The organism is Deltaproteobacteria bacterium (assembly GCA_016933965.1).
Taxonomy (GTDB): domain Bacteria; phylum Desulfobacterota; class Syntrophia; order Syntrophales; family UBA2210; genus JAFGTS01.
On the sequence record JAFGTS010000044.1, the window covers coordinates 72,127 to 91,554 of the forward strand.

The following is a 19,428-nucleotide window of genomic DNA, read 5'->3' on the forward strand; positions in this document are numbered from 1 at the left end:
AGAAAAGGAAACAAACCCATGAGGAGGAAGTACCATGATCAGGGGATCAATAACGGCGCTGGTGACGCCCTTTAGGAACGGGGCTGTCGACGAGGAGAAATACCGGGAGCTGATAGAATTTCAACTCGCGAACGGGACCGATGGGATCGTTCCCTGCGGAACGACGGGAGAATCAGCGACCCTTTCGCACGAGGAGCATGACAGGGTCATAGAGATCGCCGTAGAAACCGTCAACAAGCGGGTTCCCGTCATTGCCGGAACGGGGTCGAACAGCACGCGTGAGGCTATCCGGTTGACGAGGCATGCCAATGAGGTCGGAGCCGACGCGGCCCTGATGGTGACGCCCTATTACAACAGGCCGACCCAGGAAGGGCTGTACCGGCATTTCAAGGAAGTGGCCGATGAAGTCCCCATCCCCATAATCCTCTATAACGTTCCGAGCAGAACCGGGGTCAACCTGCTGCCCGAAACGGACGCTCGTCTCTCTCGGGTCAGCAATATCGTTGGAGTGAAAGAGGCGTCGGGTGATCTGAAACAGATCAGCAAGGTCGTTGAACTGTGCGGGGATGATTTTACCGTGCTCTCCGGGGATGATTTTACGGTGCTGCCGATCCTCGCCGTGGGAGGCAAAGGGGTGATCTCCGTTGTTTCCAACGTTATCCCCGCTGACATGGCGGTCATGTGCGACGCCTTTGAAGCGGGTGATCTCGCAAAGGCCCGTGAACTGCATCACGCGATGCGGCCCGTCATGGATGCCTGTTTTTTCGAGACGAACCCTATTCCGGTGAAAGCGGCACTGTCGCTCATGGGCAAGATAGAATACGAACTCAGGTCTCCCCTCTGCCCGATGGCCGAAGGGAACTTTGAAAAACTGAAAAAGGTCCTGCAGGAGTACGGGCTCCTGTAACAGGGACGGACGTTTCTTCACCCCTGTCGGACAGGGAGGATAACTTCTATGGTAAAGGCGATCGTGATGGGAGGGGCCGGGAAAATGGGGGGCAGGATCATGTCGCTCATGTCGGCCACCGATGGCATCGAACTGGCGGCGGCTGTTGAGAAAAAAGGACACGGTCTTGTCGGAACGGATGTGGGGGAGCTCCACGGCCTTGGTAAAACGGGCGTCATACTTGAAGATGGTCTGTCATCCTGCATTGAAAAAGGCGATGTCGTCATCGATTTTACCCATCGTGACGCGACGCTCGACAATCTGAGGATAGCTGCTGATCACGGGCGGGCCATCGTCATCGGCACCACGGGAATCACCGCCGATGACATGAAGGAGATACGGGCCATCGCTCCCCGGACCCGCTGTGTCCTCGCCCCGAACATGAGCGTCGGTGTCAATGTCCTGTTCCAGGTCCTTGAAGAGGTAACCCCCATTCTGGGTGATGATTATGATGTGGAGATCGTGGAGGCACATCATAACCAGAAGAAGGATGCGCCGAGCGGTACGGCGGTGAAAATGGCCCAGATCATAGCCGGGGGGTTGGAACGGGACCTCGATGAAGTCGGCATTTACGGAAGAAAGGGCATGATCGGCGCCCGTCCGAAACAGGAGATCGGTATTCAGACGGTCCGGGCCGGTGATATCGTGGGAGAGCACACGGTCATTTTCGGCGGCATGGGAGAACGTCTCGAATTCATTCACCGGGCGCACAGCCGGGACAACTTCGCCCGCGGTGCCCTCCGTGCGGCACTGTGGATCGTCGGACAGGGAAAAGGGCTCTACGACATGCTGGATGTCCTGGGGTTGCGCAGCCGGTAGTGCCCTCACCCCCGATGGGGGAAACAAACTCGACGAAGACAAAACAGGTTTCTTTGAAAACGGTGGACCAGGGAATAGTCTGTTATATCGGAGTCGGTTCGAATCTCGGCGAACCGGACGTCAACTGTCTCGAGGCGACGGCTCGCATGGAGGCATCGAAAGGGATCGATGTTCTGAGAAGATCGTCCCTGTACCGGACCGAACCGGTCGGTGATACCGGCGGGGACTGGTTCGTAAATGCCGTTGTCGAGGTCAGGGCGGTCGCTCAGCCGAAGGAGCTTCTGGAAATTCTTCAAGGGATCGAACATGCCATGGGCAGGGTTCGTGACCGGCGGTGGGGACCCCGTGTCATCGATCTTGATATTCTTTTTTACGGTCAGAATATCCTTACCGAGGAGGCATTGACCATACCCCATCCCGAATTGCACCGAAGGGCCTTTGTGCTCGTACCGCTGATCGAGATAGCGCCCTATGTGATACATCCCGTTTTCGGGGTATCCGTCAAAGGGCTGCTCTCGAGGCTTTCCTCGACGGAAGCGGTTGAAGTTCTTTCGCTGTAAGTTCGGTGCCGGACGTCCGGGCATTACGGGAACCTGTGGATGTGATGGTGTAGGATCCATGATCTTTCGTTTACTGCTTGCAATCATTATTGTTTATCTGATATACCGTCTCGCAAGGTCACTGGTGCCGGCCGGGGGTACGCGGGGTCGGCGTGAGAGAAAGATCGCGCCCGCCGGGCCGGGTGAGGAACTTGTTCAGGACCCGTACTGCGGCACCTATGTGCCGATCAGTGATGCCTATCGGGTCAGTGACGGGGGGAAAACCCTTTTTTTCTGCAGCGAGGAATGCTGGCGGAAATACCATGATGCACAAAAGGGCGGACAGGAAGGATAGAACACTGCGGTGAGGGACAGTAAATGAAGTTTTTTCTTGATACGGGGAATATCGATGAGATCAGGGAAGGGATTGAGCTTGGAATGGTCGACGGCGTGACGACGAACCCTACCCTGGTAGCGAAGGAGAACAAGGATTTCGATACGGTCGTCGAGGAGATCCTGAAAATAGTGAAAGGCCCCGTGAGCCTGGAAGTTGTGAGCGAAGATGCGGCGGGAATGGTGGAGGAGGGCAGGAAACTTGCCGGCCGTGCCGAAAACGTGGCGGTGAAGGTCCCGCTGACGACGGAGGGGCTGAAGGCGACCAAGGTCCTCTCCGAAACGGGCATCGCCGTCAATCAGACCCTGGTCTTTTCACCCCTGCAGGCCCTGCTCGCGGCAAAGGCGGGGGCGTCATATGTGAGTCCCTTCATCGGGAGACTTGATGACATATCCCAGCGGGGAATGGAACTGGTGGAGCAGATCATCACCATTTTCGACAACTACGGATACGATAGCGAAGTGATCGTGGCGAGCGTCAGGAATCCCGTTCATGTCCTGGATGCGGCCCTGATCGGAGCCGATATCGTCACCATGCCCTTCAAGGTAATGACGCAACTTGCCAGACATCCCTTGACGGATATAGGGATCGAGCGGTTTCTCGCTGACTGGCGGAAGGTGCCGAAAAAATAGCATGATGGATTTTGTTAAGAATTACTTTGATAAACTTCCCATATCGCGGCGCAACAGGGAGATCGTGAATCTGCCGAACTGCATCTCACTGCTGCGGATCGGCGTCATTCCGATCCTCTTCCTCCTGCTTCTGTCGCCGGGAAGGATACTCAGCCTCATCATTGCCTTCTTTTTTATCGTGGCCGCCCTGACGGATCTGGTGGACGGCTATATCGCGCGGAAATATGACATGGTCACCACCCTGGGCAAATTCCTCGATCCCGTGGCGGACAAGCTGATAGTCAGCGCCGCCATGATCCTGATGATCCCCATCGGCCGGATCCCCGTATGGATGGTAGTCGTTATCGTTATGCGGGACCTGATGGTCGACGGGCTCAGAAGCGTCGCGTCGGCCGAGGGTATCGTGATCCCCGCCGGAGCCCTTGGCAAACAGAAAACGATCTGTATCGACATCGCGATATCGGCCCTTTTGATCCATTATCCCCTCTTCGGTCTCAACGCGCATGGCGTGGGGATCGCCCTCATGTATGTCGGCGTGGTCCTGGCCGTCTGGTCCGCCGTGAATTACTTCAGGGAGTTTCACCGGGAGACCTTTACGAATCGACAATAGACGGTCTTTCATGAAAAGTTTTTATTGACAATTGAAAGGTATTCTACTATTAACGAAACCCTCTGAGCGGGCGTAACTCAGCGGTAGAGTGCCACCTTGCCAAGGTGGACGTCGACGGTTCGAATCCGTTCGCCCGCTCCAATTTATTTATACGGGCGGCATAGCCAAGTGGCTAAGGCAGCGGTCTGCAAAACCGTTATTCACCGGTTCGAATCCGGTTGCCGCCTCCAGTGATATCAAGGACCTGCCTGTAACAAGGCAGGTCCTTCCTTTTTGTACACCGCTCAACCGTTACCAAGCATTCTGACGGCAAGGCAAAGCGATGGATCGGCAGTGTGAAGGTAACAACCTCTTCGGGTCCGAGATCAAAGAGAAACCTTGCTTCATCAACAAATATCTATTAGAAATAGTGTTTATCCGAGGTTTTACGGACCGGCAGGTGGGACTGTCGGAATCATTTGGAAAGGAATGTGGTGAGGGACAAATGGACTTAAAGGTACTCTTGATGGTGTTTGGAGCGATTTTTGTTGCCGAGCTTGGTGACAAAACGCAGCTTGCGACACTTCTCTTCGCCACCGACCGTGAGGTCAGCAAGCTCGTCGTTTTCATCGGTGCCTCCCTGGCGCTGATCATGACGTCGGCGATCGGTGTCCTGGCGGGAAGTCTTCTTTCCAACTATATAAACGAAAAGTACCTTGCCTATGCGGCGGGTATCGGATTTATCGTCATCGGTATCTGGACCATTGCCAGGGCATAGCGGATCATATGAAGGACTGTACGGTGCATATCAAGAAATCATCTGAGCGATCGTTTCCATCATCCTGTCAGATAAAGAGATTGCTTTTTCAGTGAGAAACCGATACATCTGTTACAATTGACAACAGATGATGATTGCTGTCACATGTTACGGAGGAGCCATGGGGTTACCGGGCAAAGAGCGCCAGAGAAAATACGTGGAGAAACGACGGGCGGAGGGGAAACGCTCGGTGACAATCCTTATATCACATGTGACAAAGGATATTCTCGATTCCGAGCGTGCCGTGTCGGGTGAGACCTTTTCATCGATCATTGAAAAGGCGCTTCTGGTGTATCGGGGACACCGGAAACCGGTCAAGGGGGAAAAAACCGGAAAGATACCAGCGGACAAGGGGGAAGAAAAGGCGGAGCGGCTCGGCGAGCAGGGTACCTTCGAATTTTGATCTTCACGCCGCGCCGTATGCTTTCCAGGGGGCCTGAGAGGCCGATGGTTTTTCGACCCCCATGAAACAATGGATTGAAAAGGGGCACCCGCCACAGGGCGGGCGCCCCTTTTTCATTTCAGATGGTAACGGCTCTGTCGGCTTCGGAATACGGAAGCCGCCGTACCGCTATTTTTCAATACCCTTTGCCATGACCTTTTTCAGCTCGCGCTTGAGCACCTTGCCGACACCGCTGGTGGGAAGCTCGTTCATGAACTCGATGACCTTCGGTACCTTGTAGGGGGCCATGTTTTCACGCATGAATGTCAGGAGTTTTGCCTTTTCCGCTTCATCGCGCGCCACACCGGGCTTGAGAACGATGGCCACTCCCACCCGCTCAGAACCCGGTCTTGCGGGATCGGGTATACCGACCGAGGCGGCCATGTCGACGTCAGGGTGTTTTGAAAGAACGTCATCGAGCTCGCGGGTGAATACCTTGAACCCGGAGACAATGACCATATCTTTCACCCGGTCGACGATGTAAAAGTATCCGTCCTCGTCCATCTTGGCCACGTCTCCCGTGAACATCCAGCCGTCCCTGACGGCGTTGGCGGTTTCCTCCGGTTTTCCGTGATAACCCGTCATGAGCTGTGGACCACGGACGGCGATCTCGCCGGGTTCCCCGAGTTTCGCCGGCTGCCCCGTTTCGGGATCGATGAGCTTGAATTCCGTGTCGGGCATGGGCATGCCGATGGATGCCGGTTTTTTTGTCCCGTAACGGGGATTGCAGCAACTTACCGGTGATGTTTCGGTCATGCCGTAGAGTTCAATGAAACGGTTCTTGCCGATGACGCTTTCGAGCTCACCGATATAGTCGGGCGGGAAGGGTGCCGCCGCGCTCAGGCACCATTTGACACCGCTGAGGTCCAGTTCCTTGAATGCCGGTCGTTTCATCAGTTCAAAGAACACGGTCGGCACGTTCACGATGATGGTCGGTTTGTTCGCCTTTATGGCCTTGATAATGAATTCAGAATCCCGGGGATTGGGAACACAGATCTGGGTGGCTCCGTAGGTCATGGAAAATCCACCCAGGGCGAGCCCGGCGATGTGAAAGAGCGGAAATGCGGACAGGGCGACCTCTTCCGGTACCATGTCGAGCCACTTCAAAACCTGGAGGCGATTGGACATGTAACCGCGATGGGTAAGAACGGCGCCCTTTGCGGGACCTGTCGTTCCACCGGTATACATCATGAATATGGTGTCATCAAAGGTTCGCTTGATATTGACGGGTTCCGTCGGCATTCCCCGAATGGCGTCCATGAAGCGGATAACGGTCTTTCCCGCGAGAGGGGTTACTTCCGCAGTCGGGATCTTTTTCAGGAGCTTGCCGAGGACACGTTTCACTCCGGGAAGAAAATCGGCGACCTCCGCGACGATGACCGTCGAGAATTTCGTTTTCCCGGCAACTTCGGCGATCTTTTCATACAGGAGATCGATGGTCATGATCACTTTCGCGCCGGAGTCGTTCAACTGGTGTTCCATCTCATATGGTGTAAGAAGCGGGCTCAGGCCGGTCGAGACGCATCCCGCCTTCTGTACCCCGACAATACCGATGTAGTGGGCCGGTATATTCGGCATGTGGAGCCCGACGACGTCATCGGGTTTGAGACCGATCTTGATCAGGTATTGGGCGAGCTGATTCGACAGCAGGTCGAGCTCCCGGTATGTGATATGTTTGCCCATGTAGATCAAGGCCGTCTTGTCAGGATATTTTGAGACGACGTCCTTGAATTGTTCCGCGAACGTCTTTTCCTCATAGGTCAGTGTGGGAGGGACATGTTTGTCGTAATGTTTCAACCATGGTTTTTCCGCATAGATATCGCTCATACCTCAACCCCCTTTTGTGAAATTTCACGTGGCCATGCGATCACACCGCACATGGCGATTCACCACTCTCTTTTTTCATGGCGATGCGCTTTCCTTCCGTGCATCGCGGCATGAAAATCACAAAGAAACCTTCTATTCAAAGGGCTGCCGCCGGCCGTGTTGTGTGACGCCCTCGGACGTCGGGCCCGTTACAGGAATGGTAGTCGTGAGATGATGCTTCTCTTTCAAGAAACCCTGTTTATACAAAAAAACCAGAGCGTGCCGATAGAGATGTCGCTGACCTCTTGAACACGAGCCGGGTTCCCGCGTGAAGAGGAGTGCGAATACGATGTTGTGTACGAGATGTCTACTCATACTATATTCCGGCGATAAAATGCCAGTAATTTGTTTCAGGTGCTCAGCACGTCCGCATGCCGCGCAGGGGAAAAAAAAGGGGTGAGGCCGCCGGCCTCACCCCTGTGATACCCATATTTTCCTTTATCCTTTGATCTTTGCCTGTACCGCGGCGATCTGTTCTTCCGCTTCTTCGGTGATTCGTTTTACCAACTCTCCCACACTGGGAATATCGTGGATCAGGCCGATGGACTGTCCCACCATCATGGGGGCGTAATCGACATCACCCGATTCCCAGGCCTTTACAATGCGATCCCCCGTTATCAGAGGAAGGATGGCCTCGAGGCCGCCGCCCTGGGCCTCCACTTCGAGGATGTTTTCCACGTTAATGTTCCGGAGCGCCCGTGCCTGCAGGTGGATGGTCTTGCAGATGAGAGTGGTTTCGAACTCCTGCCTCCTGATGAGTTCCTGCTTGATGTTGTCATGGACGTTGCATTCCTTCGTCGCCATGAACCGGCTTCCCATCATGACCCCGTCGGCACCGAGCATCAACGCCGCCGCCAGGTTTTTCCCGTTGGCTATACCGCCCACGGTGACAACGGGTAGGTTCGTTTCCTCCTTGATCCTCGGCGTGAGCACCATGGAGGTGACGTCGTCATTCAGCGGATGCCCGCCTTCTTCGATGCCGGCGGCGTAGACGCCGTCATACCCTGCCTTCATGGCGTGGACGGCATGTCGAACGGAACCGACCTTATGGAACATCCGGACACCCGCCTTTTTGAGCATTTCCACATATTCGGGACCGCAGGCCTTGTCCGCGGGGGCGCCCGAAAACTCGATCCCCGCCACCTTCTCTTCAGCACAGACGCGGACGTACATCTTGTAATGTTCACCGGTGATGCGCACTGAGGGAAGGATGGTCACCCCGACCATGAAGGGGTTGTCCGTGAGGCTCCTCGTCTCCCTGATGGCGGCCCTGAAATCTTCTTCAGTCTCATAGTTCGCGGCCGTCAGGTTGCCCATGGCCCCCGCGTTCGAAATTGCTGCGCAAAATGGTGGTTTGCAGAGCCACATCATGGCGCCGCAGATGATCGGGTACGTGATGCCGAACATTTCAGTGATGGCGGTCTTCATAGCAGTTCTCTCCTTTTCTTTTCTGCACATAATGAAAAGGGGCTGAAAGTCCTCTGGAAGACTCACAACCCCTGAAGTTTCATGGTGGGCCCTGTCGGGTTCGAACCGACGACCTACTGATTAAGAGTCAGTTGCTGCTACCAGCTGAGCTAAGGGCCCACATTGGTATTTATCCCAGCAATGCGGGTTCATGTCTGGTGCGCCCGGTAGGATTCGAACCTACGACCAACAGATTCGAAGTCTGCCACTCTATCCAGCTGAGCTACGGGCGCCGCTGTTCACAGCTCGTTAGACAGTAGAAGCGTGAGAACCATTACCGAACAACGTTATCAAAACCGGTAAAAACAGTTTCAAAGAGGTATGCGCGTCAGCAATCAGGTTCCCCTATTTAGACTGTTGGGTTTCTTTCGTCAAGAATTATTTTGACCGTTCCGGGGGTGCCTGAAGATGACATGCCGAATGATGTCCGCCGCCTCTGTCCGTGAGGACCGGTTCGACCTGCCGGCAGATATCCATTCTATAGGGACATCGCGGGTGAAACAGACATCCCTTCGGCAGATCGATGGGACTGGGAATATCTCCCGTGAGGCAAACCGGTTTCTTTTTGCGCGCCGGGTCGGGCACCGGCACCGCTGAAAGGAGGGTTTCCGTGTATGGATGGCGGGGTGACGCATACACCTGCTCGGCCGCGCCGAGTTCAACGATCATGCCGAGGTACATGACGGCGATCCGGTCGCTCATGTGACCGACGACACCCAGGTCGTGACTGATGAAAAGATAGGTGAGCTCAAAGCTGTCCTGGAGGTCTTTCAGCAGATTGAGGATCTGTGCCTGTATCGACACATCGAGGGCGGAAACGGGCTCGTCGGCGATGATGATATCGGGATCCAGTGCAAGGGCCCGGGCGATCCCGATCCGCTGGCGCTGTCCGCCGCTGAACTCATGGGGGTAACGTCCCATCTGTTCCCGCGAGAGTCCCACCACTTCCAGGAGGCGGGCCACGCGCGCTTCCCGTTCTTTCCCCCGGGCGAGGTCATGTATGAAGAGCGGTTCTCCCACGATGTCGGCGGCGCACATGCGGGGATTGAGCGAGGAAAAGGGGTCCTGGAATATGATCTGGACCGCTTTGCGGTATTCTTTTAACCGGGCCTTCCCGAAACGGAGGATGTCTTCTCCCCTGAATCGGGCGGACCCGCCGGTCGGTTCTTCGAGCCGGGCGAGGATCCTGCCCAGGGTCGTTTTCCCGCACCCCGATTCGCCGACCAGGCCGAGGGTCTCACCGCGGAAGATCTGAAGGTTTACGCCGTTGAGCGCCTTGACGCTCCGGCTCTCACCCGAGAGAAATCCGCCCGTGACGGGGAAGTATTTCTTCACATCTCTGATGTCCAGCAGCGGTTCCACAATAATCTCCCGGTACTGATATAACCGGAGCGACATGACCCCGGCCGTTCATTTCCGGCGGTCACCCGCCGCGGTCTTTCCTCTTACCGGTATTTCCAGCACCGGACCCGGTGATGTGCTCCTTCTTCCGTGAGGTCCGGTTCTTCTTGCCTGCATATGTCCATCACCGAGGGACAGCGGTCCTGGAAACTGCATCCCCGGGGAAGATGATACAGGCTGGGGACCGTACCCGGTATGGTGTGGAGTCGCGCTTCCCGGCGGGATTTCTTTCCGGGATCCGGTGTGGATGCGATAAGGCCTTCTGTGTAGGGATGCAGGGGTGCGTTGAAGAGCTGGTCAACGGCACAGTATTCCACGACCTTCCCCGTGTACATGACCGCCGCGAACTGCGCCGCCTCGGCGATAACTCCCAGGTCATGGGTTATGAGGATGACCGACGCTCCCCGTTCGCTTTTGATCCGGTTGATGAGTTCCAGGATCTGCGCCTGAATGGTCACGTCCAGGGCCGTTGTGGGCTCATCGGCAAGCATGAGCCGGGGATTGCAGGAGAGGGCCATGGCGATCATCACCCGCTGCCGCATTCCGCCGCTCATCTGGTGAGGATAGCTCCTCAGGCGATCCCCGGCCGAGGGCATGCCCACGAGTTCCAGCATTTCCCGGGCCCGTTCGAGGGCGTCCCTGCGGGAAAGTCCCTGATGGAGCCGGATGGCCTCGGTCATCTGGTCGCCGATCCTGATGACGGGGTTCAGTGAGTTCATGGGTTCCTGAAAGATCATCGAGATCTCTCCGCCCCGGATCGCTCTCATTTTGTCTTCGCTGAGACGCAGAAGGTCCGTTCCGTTCAGAAGAACGGAGCCGGAGACGATCCTTCCCGGCGGTGACGGTACCAGGCGCATGATGGACAGGGCCAGGACCGTCTTCCCGCATCCTGATTCGCCGACGATCCCGAGCGTTTCTGCGCCGTCGAGCGACAGGGTGACGCCGTCGACCGCCCTGACCGTCCCGTAGCGTGTTTCGAAGAACGTCTGCAGCTGTGATATCTCAAGAACGGGATTCATTGCTCTTCCGGGTGTGATCGATCAGAAATTGTGTGATCAGGCGCACCCCCACGCCGGATGCACCCTTGGGAGTATAGGTCCTGTCCTTTTTCAGAAAAGCCGGTCCGGCGATATCCAGGTGGACCCATGGCCGGTCTTCGACGAAGGAACTCAGGAAGAGAGCGGCCGATATGGCCCCCGCCTCTCTCCCGCCCGAATTTTTCAGGTCGGCCACGTCGCTTTTTATGAGTTCCCGGTACTCTTCCCGCAGGGGGAGCTCCCAGACCGCCTCTCCTGTTCTGTCGGCGGCCCCCCTGATCAGCTGTTTCAGGGATTCATCGTTTCCGAGCATGCCCGTCACGTCCCGTCCCAGGGCAACGACGCAGGCTCCCGTAAGGGTGGCCATATCTATGACAGCCACGGGATCGTAACGGAGCGAGTAGGTGAGGGCGTCGGCGAGGATCAGCCGTCCCTCGGCGTCGGTGTTCTTTATTTCAATCGTTTTCCCCGAAAGGGACCTCAGGATATCACCCGGCCTGTAAGCCCTGCCGTCGGGCAGGTTTTCCGCGGCGGGGACGATGCCGACGATATTGGCGGGGAGTTTCAGGTCCGCCGCCGCCTGGATGATGCCGATCACGGCGGCGCCTCCCGCCATGTCATCCTTCATCTCATCCATGTCGGCCGGCGGTTTTATGTCGATACCGCCGCTGTCGAAGGTTATTCCCTTGCCGACGAGAACGATCGGCCGGTCCTTCTGCTTTCCGCCGCGGTATTCCATGACGATCAGTCGCGGCGCGTTGGTGCTTCCCCCGGCGACGCCGAGAAGGGCGTGCATGCCGAGCCGTTTCATCCGTTTCTCATCCAGCACGGTAAGCTTGATCGCCCTGTGCCGCGCCACCCCTTCCGCCGCCGCCGCAAGTGCCTGCGGTGTCAGTTCGTTCCCGGGGGCTGAAACGAGATCGCGTACCAGCAGAACGGCCCGGGATATGATCTCGGCCCTTCCGATGGAATCCCGGATATCCTTGAGCGATCGGCTTTTGTCATCAACGATGACGAGGCGCTCGATGTCGGTCCGTTCCTTGTCGTTCTGCGTCTTGTGAGCGGTGTACCGGTAGAGGCCCAGAAGCGTTCCCTCGATGGCTGATTCCGCGAGCTCCGCCGGTGAAAGGGCCGATGTGCCGAGATCAAGGGACGCGGCGAACTCCCGGATCCGGAACCCCCGAACGGCCCGTGCCGCCCCGGCGAAGACGGCGCGAAGACGGTCGCGGGTAAAGTCTTCTTTTTTGCCCATGCCGACGAGAAGGACCCGTGGCGCGGGGATCATGGTTTCCGTGAAGAGCAGCAGGGTCTCGTTCAGCGTGCCCTTGAAATCGCCCCTGTCCAGGACCCGCTTCACCATGCCCCGGCACTCGCTGTCGATCACCGCCGCGGCACCCTCCGGGCCGGCAGCATCTTCAAAAAGGAATGCCAGGACCACGGGGCAATCGATCTGGCTGAGCGGTGTTTTTTTTATTACAATGTTCATCGGCGGCCTCCACTGCCTGTTTATCGAGGACGAAACATACCACAGGACCGGTAAAAGTCAATTGCCGGGAAACAGGTTCGGCCGGAACGACTCCGGTTTCTGTGCGGGATCGGTATGAGGCGACCTGTCCGGGGAGCGGAGGGCGTCGAGCCCCTTTTTGATATCGCGGGCCAGATCACTTTCCGGAGGGGCATGTTTCAAGGCTTCCTCGAAATGAAAGACGGCGCTCTTGACCTTGTCCTGCTTTTTGAAATAGATGCCGAAATTGTAGTGGGACTCGGGCTGATCGTTCATCTTTCCGTAGACCATGGCGAGATTGTAGTAGATGTCGGTGTCGGCGGGCATCCTGTCACGATATTGCCGATACAGATCGAGGGCTTCCGGGTATTCTTCGAAAACCTCGCAGGTCCTTCCAAGATAGAAGAGGGTTTTCGGGTCCGTCGCGTTGAGCTGATGGGCGTGTTCCAGGAAGGTGCGTGCTTCCTGGATGTCTCCCTTGTTGAAATAACTGATCCCGCGGTCCCTGATGATATCGGGGTCATCCGGTGACCGTTCAAGTGCCCGCTTGAAATACTTCCCGGATTCTGCCGATCTTCCGAGCCTGTCCAGTATCACGGCCGATCCATAGAGCCCCTCAACGTCATCGGGATCGGTGTCCAGCCGGTTCTGGAAATACTTCAGTTGTGATTCCGGGTTGTCCTTTTCCAGCTCAAGGATCGTCTGGACCCGGTCGAACTCATTGAATATGCGCTCGCTTCCTCCCTGCCGGTAACGGGTCTGGAGCAACCCGTCGATATATCTGATCCGGTCACCCGTACCGGGGTGCGTGAGAAAATAGGATGGAACCGAGTTCGAGATGTATTCGTGCTGTCTCATGATCTTCAGAAAATCGAGCATTCCCTTTCCGTCATAGCCGGCGCTGACCAGATAGGACAGGCCCATCAGGTCCGCTTCCTCTTCATGCTCCCGGCTGTACTTGAGATTCAGGGTCGCCGCCGTGGCGAGTGAGAGGCTGGCGACCGCCGCCGTTCCCTCGCCGCCGCCGCCCAGAAAGGCGCCGGCCAGGATCGCGGCCAGCGCCGCGATATTGACCTTCCCCGATTTTTCTATGATCTGCGCGATATGACGCGCCCTGACGTGGGCTATCTCGTGCGCGAGAACACCGGCAAGCTCGTTCTCGTGCTCCGCCAGCGTTATGAGGCCGCTGTAAACATAGACATAGCCGCCCGGTGTGGCGAAGGCGTTGATTCCCGGATTATCAATAACGGTAAAGGTGAAATCAAAGGGGGAGGCACCCCCCTGGGAGAGAATGCGTTCACCCAGGTCCGTTATGTATTTCTGAACACGGCTGTCGGTGACGAGCATTCCCTTCCGTTCGAGCTTTTCATAGAACTCCTTGCCGATCCGTCTCTCGTCGTCGACGGACAGGCCGGCGGCGGTCCCCGCCGTCCAGGCAAGGAACAGGAACACACTGATACAAATAAAAAGGGGTCTTGCGATCGATCCGTAACGATGGGAATCCATAGTGGCGGAGAATACCTCCTTTCCTTCCATTTCGCAAGAGCAGTTTGCTGTTGTGCGGCCATGGCGGCTGTGTTATAGAGTGGCGGCAGAGGGTTACAGGGGGTGCCGGATTGAAAAAAAAGGAGCTCATTCACAGAAGAACCATCACCATAGAAACCTATGAGATCGCTGAAAACACACTTATCGTCGAGGGAGAGCTGAAAGACGACCGTTTCTTTGAGTCCTATCTGTATACCGCTCACAAATACCGAGAACCCGGCGTTGTCCATGACATGGTCGTCAGGTGGACCGTGTCACTGCCCGGCCCCCGTATCGATGACGTTACCGTGGACATGAAGACGCTTCCGAACGAGTACTGCACGGACGCGAAGGGGGCCTTGCAGAAGCTCCGGGGTTTGACCATCAAGCCCGGATTTACGCAGAGGTCCACGGAGCTCATCGGCGGCATCGCGGGATGCATTCATCTGACCAATCTTGTACAGACAATGGCCTCAGCCGCCGTTCAGGGCCAGTGGGCCTATTTCCTGAGAAAACGTGATTCGGCGACGCCGGGAATGCCTGATTTCGATTCATCACTGCTTGTGAACAGCTGTTGGCTCTGGCGCGAGGACGGGCCCCTCATCCAGCAGATCCGCGAAATGGAAAAAGGCAATGGAAAAACGGAGGAGCATCGCTGAGGGAGGCCGGAATCGAGCCGGCGACGTGCATGTCCATGAAAGACCAGCTTCTGATAACAATCGACGGACCCGCGGGGTCCGGGAAAAGCACCCTGAGCCGGCTCCTGGCCCGGCGCCTGTCGTATCTGTATCTCGATACGGGGGCTCTCTATCGGACGTTCGCTTACGCCGTGCTTCAGCACGGCATTTCTCCCCGGGATGAGGCGGCTGTCTCGCGGCTGTGTTCCACGGTGAAGATATCCTTTCAAATGAGCGGCGGTGAGCTGCGGATCATTCTTGACGGCCGGGACGTGACGGACCACGTTCGAGCGGAGGAGGTCGGCATCGCCGCGTCGATCGTGTCCGCCTACCCGGCGGTTCGGAAGGAACTCCTGCCGCTGCAGCGTGATATCGGTGTGTCCGGCGGCGTCGTTGCCGAGGGACGGGACATGGGAACCGTCGTTTTTCCCGGCGCCGACATCAAGTTCTATATCGATGCCTCTCCCCGGGAACGGGCCGGGCGGCGTTACCGGCAGCTACTGGGGCAGGGGGTCGACGCTGATTTTGAAGAGATCATGAAATGGCTTGAAATTCGGGACCGCCAGGATACTCAGCGGGACCTGGCACCCCTGAAACCCGCGAAAGATGCTCATATTCTTGATACGACGGACATGGAGGCCGCCGATGTGGTGGAGGTGATGCTCCGTATCGTCACCGCGCACCGTGAAAAAATCAAGGCAAGTCGTACCGTTAATTAGCTTGATATTTAGAAATATGTATGTTAGCGTTCAACATTTACGGAGACAGGAAATAATGAATGCCAGGGGGTACTTAGTCAATGGTTAACGATGATACCAAAATAACCGAACATGAAGAAAGCACTGCCGGCGAGCAGAGGGAGGTGGAACAGGAAAAAAGCACCGAAGATATGAATTTCGTCGAACTCTATGAACAGAGCCTGCAGGAAATACCGGTCGGCCAGATCGTAACGGGGCGGGTGGTACAGATCAACGATGATATGATCATGGTCGATGTCGGATATAAGACCGAGGGGCGGCTCGATATCAATGAGGTGAAGAACAGCGATGGTAAGGTCGACCTGTCGGAGGGCGATGAAATAGAGGTCCTCGTTGACCGTCGAAAAGACGACGACCTGATCCTTTCCCGCGATAAAGCGGTTCGCATAAAAGCCTGGGATGACATAATCAAGACATATGAAGCCGGGAAAACGATCACGGGCACTGTTGTAAGCCGCGTCAAGGGCGGCCTGTCCGTTGATATCGGCTTTACGGCCTTCCTGCCCGGCTCCCAGGTCGATCTCTACCCGGTCCGTGATCTTGACCGGTACGTGGGGCAGACCCTTGAATTCCAGATACTCAAATATGACCGGAAGAGGAACAACGTGGTCCTTTCCCGCAAGACCATACTGGAACGGGAGAAGGAGGAGCTGAAGAAACAGACGCTCGAGACCCTCGAAGAAGGCGTCATCATCGAGGGAGTCGTTAAAAATGTAACGGATTACGGCCTTTTTATAGATCTTGGCGGCATAGACGGCCTGCTCCACATTACCGATATGTCCTGGGGCAGGATACGCCATCCTTCGGAGTGTCACTCCAAGGATGAAAAGATACGGGTGAAGGTTCTCAGCTTCGACCGCGAGAAGGAGCGGGTTTCTCTGGGGCTGAAACAACTGACGGAAAATCCCTGGGATTCCATTGTAGATCGCTATCCCGTCGAGTCCATTGTTGAGGGGCGGGTGGTCAGTATCGTCGACTACGGCGCCTTTGTCGAACTGGAACCGGGCGTTGAAGGGCTGATCCATGTGTCAGAGATGTTCTGGACAAAAAAGATCAAGCATCCCTCAAAGGTCGTATCCCCCGGTGATACGATACACGTCATGGTCCTTGACGTGGATATGGACAGCAAGAGGATATCCCTTGGCTTGAAACAGACATTGCCCAATCCCTGGGAGGAGTTGCGCGAGAAATATCCTCCCGGAAGCATTGTGGCGGGCAAGGTCAGGAATATTACCGATTTCGGCGTGTTCGTCGGTGTGGACGGCGATATCGACGGCCTGATCCATGTGTCCGACATATCCTGGCGGAAGCGGGTACGGCATCCCTCGGAATTCTTCAAGAAGGGCCAGGAGATAGAAGCGGTCGTCATCAATGTCGATGTGGAGAACGAGAAATTCTCCCTGGGTGTGAAGCAGCTTGAAAAGAACCCCTGGGAGGAGCTCGCGGAAAAGTACGGTATTGATGCCGTGGTCTCAGGCAAAGTGACGAACGTGACCGACTTCGGCATATTCGTGGAGATCGAGGAAGGTATCGAAGGCCTTGTACACATATCGGAATTGAGCCAGAAGCGGGTGAAATCGTCGAAGGATCTCTATACCGTTGGTGATGTCGTATCGGCGGTCATCAAGAACATCGACGTGGAAAATCAGAAAGTGGGCCTGAGCATCAAGGATTTCGAAGCCTCGACCGAAGATTCGTCACAGAAACGATATGTGAACAACGACAAGAAAGTCGTTTCAAATCTCGGTGACATCTTAAGCGGCATGAAACAATTGTAAGGGATGCGTATCGGCACCACATGAGGAGACACCCCGTTATTTTCGGTTTGACCATTCTTGCGCTGGCAGGGGTGCTCTGCTTTCTCGCCATTTATGTTATCACGGCCCTGACGGAAGAGAAGTCACCTTTTGCCATGCAGGAGAAGGTAGGCGTCATCCCCATTGAGGGCGTCCTGAGAAGTTCTGAAAAGGTCATTGAAGACCTTGATGCCTTCAAGGAGGACGATGACATCAGGGCCGTCGTCCTGCGGATAGACTCTCCCGGTGGGGCCATCGTCCCCGCCCAGGAAATATTCGATAAAATTCTGGATGTCAAAAAGAAGAAGGTCGTGGTGGCATCCATGGGGTCCGTGGCCGCCTCGGGCGGGTATTACGTGGCCTGTGCCGCCGACAGGATCGTCGCGAACCCGGGCACCATCACGGGAAGCATCGGCGTCATCGTCCAGTTTTCTCAGGTGGACGAGCTTCTCGGGAAGATCGGGCTGAAGTCACGGGTGATAAAGCGGGGAGAGCACAAGGACATCGGCTCACCCACGCGGGACATGACCCCCGAGGAAGAAAAGATAATCCAGGGCCTCGTCGATGACATCTATGACCAGTTCATCGACATGGTCACCGCGAACCGGACGATCTCCGAGGAGACCCTGCGGACGATATCTGATTCCCGCATTCTCTCGGGGAGGCAGGCCGTGGAGCTCGGGCTTGTGGACGAGCTCGGCACGCTGCGCAATGCCGTCGACCTTGCATCGGTACTTGCCGGGATCGAAGGCGAACCGGAGGTCGTTTACCCCGAAAAGGAACGCACGGGGCTTCTTGAATACCTTCTTGATGAAGTCGTTTCATCGATCCTCAGAGCAGTGGAGGGGCGTGGAACGGGCATCGAGTACCTGTATCCCGGCGGGGCCGGCGGAACACTTTACCGATGAGAAAGAAAGACCTGATACAGGCGATCGGGGGAAAAATTCAGCATTACCCGAAAAGGGACGTGGCCAGTGCCGTGGAAGCCGTCTTCAGTGCCATGAAAGAGGCCCTCACTGAAGGACAGAGGATCGAACTCCGCGGGTTCGGCGTTTTCAGCGTCGTATCGAGAAAGGCGCGGATGGGGAGAAACCCGAAGACCGGCGAATCCGTATATGTTCCTTCTTCGAGGCACCTCCTTTTCAAGACCGGCAAGGACCTGCAGACCATGATCGGCGGGCGGGACGGAAGCGATGAAGTATGATTCCATACTGGTGACGGTGGAGGAGAACGTTGCCACGGTAACCCTGAACCGTCCCGAGGACATGAACGCGCTCTCGGAAAAGATGCGGTCCGAGCTGGCCGGTTGCTTCGAAAACCTTGAACGGAACGATACGGTCAGGGCCGTTGTTCTGACAGGAGGAGACCAGGTCTTTTCCGCCGGTGTGGACCTGAAGGAACTGGCCGGGCTGGGTGAGGGTGAGGTTGGAGATTATATCGGGTCCGTCACCCGCTACCTCAATAAAATATATACCTTCAAAAAACCGGTCGTCGCGGCCGTTGGGGGGATCGCCCTCGGCGGAGGTTTCAATCTTGCCACGGTGTGTGACATCATCATCGCGTCGGAAACGGCCATATTCGGGCATCCGGAACTGAAATTCGGACTGAACCCCCTGATAGACCCGCTTCGACGGATCGTCGGTCTTGCGCGGGCGAAAGAGATCGCCATGCTCGGCGAACCCCTGGGCGCCCGGGAAGCGCTGCGGATCGGACTGGTGAACAAAGTGGCGCCGCCCGAGCGATTCATGGAGGAGGCTCACGCGATCGCCCGGGAGCTTTCACGACGGTCGCCGAAGGCCCTTGAAGCGGTCAAGCGGATAGCCGATATCGTTCCCCGTCTTGACAGGAGCAGCGCTATCGAGCACGAGTTCGAGATTTCAGCCCTTCTTTTCTCGCGGAGCGAAAGCAGGGAACACATGGAGAAATTTCTTGAGGAACTGAGGTCAAGAAAGAAGAAGTAGTCGCCGCGATCTTACCGTTTATTAAAACTTTCCATCGCAAAATCGACCAGCTGATCTTTTCTTTTTTTATGCTGGAGTTTCTTGAGGGCCTTTGCCTCTATCTGGCGGATGCGCTCCCGGGTGACCCCCATCATCTCTCCCACTTCCTCAAGCGTGAAGGGGCCGTAATTACATGCCACCCAGGTGCAGTTACAGAAGGTTTCGTTTTTCAGCCACCACTCACATGCCCTGTCATGGCAAGGTTCTGTGATGAATTCGT

At 56.2% G+C, this 19,428-nt stretch carries 21 protein-coding genes and 4 tRNA genes; 16 read left to right on the forward strand and 9 right to left on the reverse strand.

The genetic code is table 11. From position 1 onward, the window contains the following. The first annotated feature begins 34 nt into the window (after nucleotides 1-34). From JXO48_10945 to JXO48_10990, 10 genes are all read left to right on the forward strand, one after another. Nucleotides 35-907: a 4-hydroxy-tetrahydrodipicolinate synthase gene (locus tag JXO48_10945; protein MBN2284398.1), complete on the forward strand. Its 873-nt coding sequence runs from the start codon at nucleotides 35-37 to the stop codon at nucleotides 905-907. 48 nt (nucleotides 908-955) lie between these two features. Beyond that, complete coding sequence (locus tag JXO48_10950; GenBank protein MBN2284399.1) at nucleotides 956-1,765, forward strand: 4-hydroxy-tetrahydrodipicolinate reductase; 810 nt, start codon at nucleotides 956-958, stop codon at nucleotides 1,763-1,765. Between the two features lie 14 nt (nucleotides 1,766-1,779). Then, nucleotides 1,780-2,325: a 2-amino-4-hydroxy-6-hydroxymethyldihydropteridine diphosphokinase gene (gene folK / locus JXO48_10955; GenBank protein ID MBN2284400.1), complete on the forward strand. Its 546-nt coding sequence runs from the start codon at nucleotides 1,780-1,782 to the stop codon at nucleotides 2,323-2,325. A 58-nt stretch (nucleotides 2,326-2,383) separates the two neighbouring features. After that, nucleotides 2,384-2,659, forward strand: a complete 276-nt coding sequence (locus JXO48_10960; protein MBN2284401.1) for a YHS domain-containing protein — start codon at nucleotides 2,384-2,386, stop codon at nucleotides 2,657-2,659. Nucleotides 2,660-2,682: 23 nt separating this feature from the next. Next, entirely contained in the window at nucleotides 2,683-3,330 is a 648-nt protein-coding gene (fsa, locus tag JXO48_10965; protein ID MBN2284402.1) for a fructose-6-phosphate aldolase, read from the forward strand. A 4-nt stretch (nucleotides 3,331-3,334) separates the two neighbouring features. After that, complete coding sequence (gene pgsA, locus JXO48_10970) at nucleotides 3,335-3,940, forward strand: CDP-diacylglycerol--glycerol-3-phosphate 3-phosphatidyltransferase (GenBank protein ID MBN2284403.1); 606 nt, start codon at nucleotides 3,335-3,337, stop codon at nucleotides 3,938-3,940. A gap of 66 nt (nucleotides 3,941-4,006) precedes the next feature. Next, nucleotides 4,007-4,081: transfer RNA gene (locus tag JXO48_10975), tRNA-Gly, on the forward strand. A gap of 13 nt (nucleotides 4,082-4,094) precedes the next feature. After that, nucleotides 4,095-4,170, forward strand: a tRNA-Cys gene (locus tag JXO48_10980). Nucleotides 4,171-4,424: 254 nt separating this feature from the next. Further along, nucleotides 4,425-4,697, forward strand: a complete 273-nt coding sequence (locus tag JXO48_10985; GenBank protein MBN2284404.1) for a TMEM165/GDT1 family protein — start codon at nucleotides 4,425-4,427, stop codon at nucleotides 4,695-4,697. Nucleotides 4,698-4,857: 160 nt separating this feature from the next. Next, complete coding sequence (locus JXO48_10990; protein MBN2284405.1) at nucleotides 4,858-5,139, forward strand: hypothetical protein; 282 nt, start codon at nucleotides 4,858-4,860, stop codon at nucleotides 5,137-5,139. 168 nt (nucleotides 5,140-5,307) lie between these two features. Here the strand turns inward: JXO48_10990 and JXO48_10995 are convergent, their stop codons facing one another. The 8 genes from JXO48_10995 to JXO48_11030 form a co-directional block, all read right to left on the reverse strand. Continuing rightward, nucleotides 5,308-7,005: an AMP-binding protein gene (locus JXO48_10995; GenBank protein ID MBN2284406.1), complete on the reverse strand. Its 1,698-nt coding sequence runs from the start codon at nucleotides 7,003-7,005 to the stop codon at nucleotides 5,308-5,310. 477 nt (nucleotides 7,006-7,482) lie between these two features. Next, nucleotides 7,483-8,472, reverse strand: coding sequence for a nitronate monooxygenase (locus JXO48_11000; GenBank protein MBN2284407.1), 990 nt, complete (start codon nucleotides 8,470-8,472; stop codon nucleotides 7,483-7,485). An 82-nt stretch (nucleotides 8,473-8,554) separates the two neighbouring features. After that, nucleotides 8,555-8,631: transfer RNA gene (locus JXO48_11005), tRNA-Lys, on the reverse strand. 36 nt (nucleotides 8,632-8,667) lie between these two features. Next, nucleotides 8,668-8,744 (reverse strand) — tRNA-Arg (locus tag JXO48_11010). Between the two features lie 145 nt (nucleotides 8,745-8,889). Then, nucleotides 8,890-9,909, reverse strand: coding sequence for a dipeptide ABC transporter ATP-binding protein (locus JXO48_11015; GenBank protein ID MBN2284408.1), 1,020 nt, complete (start codon nucleotides 9,907-9,909; stop codon nucleotides 8,890-8,892). A 47-nt stretch (nucleotides 9,910-9,956) separates the two neighbouring features. Then, nucleotides 9,957-10,931 carry an ABC transporter ATP-binding protein gene (locus tag JXO48_11020; protein MBN2284409.1) on the reverse strand — a complete coding sequence of 325 codons (975 nt, stop codon included), beginning with the start codon at nucleotides 10,929-10,931 and terminating at the stop codon, nucleotides 9,957-9,959. Beyond that, on the reverse strand, nucleotides 10,915-12,435 hold the full coding sequence (locus JXO48_11025; GenBank protein ID MBN2284410.1) for a leucyl aminopeptidase: 1,521 nt from the start codon (nucleotides 12,433-12,435) through the stop codon (nucleotides 10,915-10,917). Before JXO48_11025 ends, JXO48_11020 begins: the two co-directional genes overlap by 17 nt. A gap of 57 nt (nucleotides 12,436-12,492) precedes the next feature. Then, nucleotides 12,493-13,959, reverse strand: a complete 1,467-nt coding sequence (locus JXO48_11030; protein MBN2284411.1) for a M48 family metalloprotease — start codon at nucleotides 13,957-13,959, stop codon at nucleotides 12,493-12,495. 110 nt (nucleotides 13,960-14,069) lie between these two features. Between JXO48_11030 and JXO48_11035 the strand changes: the two genes are divergently transcribed. From JXO48_11035 to JXO48_11060, 6 genes are all read left to right on the forward strand, one after another. Continuing rightward, on the forward strand, nucleotides 14,070-14,636 hold the full coding sequence (locus JXO48_11035; protein MBN2284412.1) for a DUF2889 domain-containing protein: 567 nt from the start codon (nucleotides 14,070-14,072) through the stop codon (nucleotides 14,634-14,636). A gap of 29 nt (nucleotides 14,637-14,665) precedes the next feature. Further along, on the forward strand, nucleotides 14,666-15,373 hold the full coding sequence (locus JXO48_11040) for a (d)CMP kinase (GenBank protein MBN2284413.1): 708 nt from the start codon (nucleotides 14,666-14,668) through the stop codon (nucleotides 15,371-15,373). Between the two features lie 80 nt (nucleotides 15,374-15,453). Further along, a complete protein-coding gene (locus JXO48_11045) occupies nucleotides 15,454-17,190 on the forward strand; it encodes a 30S ribosomal protein S1 (protein ID MBN2284414.1) in 1,737 nt (578 codons plus the stop codon). A 20-nt stretch (nucleotides 17,191-17,210) separates the two neighbouring features. Then, on the forward strand, nucleotides 17,211-18,116 hold the full coding sequence (gene sppA, locus JXO48_11050; protein MBN2284415.1) for a signal peptide peptidase SppA: 906 nt from the start codon (nucleotides 17,211-17,213) through the stop codon (nucleotides 18,114-18,116). Next, entirely contained in the window at nucleotides 18,113-18,412 is a 300-nt protein-coding gene (locus JXO48_11055; protein MBN2284416.1) for an integration host factor subunit beta, read from the forward strand. The genes sppA and JXO48_11055 overlap by 4 nt, the downstream gene beginning before the upstream one ends. Beyond that, nucleotides 18,402-19,169 carry an enoyl-CoA hydratase/isomerase family protein gene (locus tag JXO48_11060; GenBank protein MBN2284417.1) on the forward strand — a complete coding sequence of 256 codons (768 nt, stop codon included), beginning with the start codon at nucleotides 18,402-18,404 and terminating at the stop codon, nucleotides 19,167-19,169. The genes JXO48_11055 and JXO48_11060 overlap by 11 nt, the downstream gene beginning before the upstream one ends. An 11-nt stretch (nucleotides 19,170-19,180) precedes the next feature. Here the strand turns inward: JXO48_11060 and JXO48_11065 are convergent, their stop codons facing one another. Continuing rightward, the gene (locus JXO48_11065) at nucleotides 19,181-19,303 is read right to left on the reverse strand and encodes a hypothetical protein (protein MBN2284418.1); all 123 of its coding nucleotides are present in this window, start codon (nucleotides 19,301-19,303) and stop codon (nucleotides 19,181-19,183) included. Nucleotides 19,304-19,428: the final 125 nt, after the last annotated feature.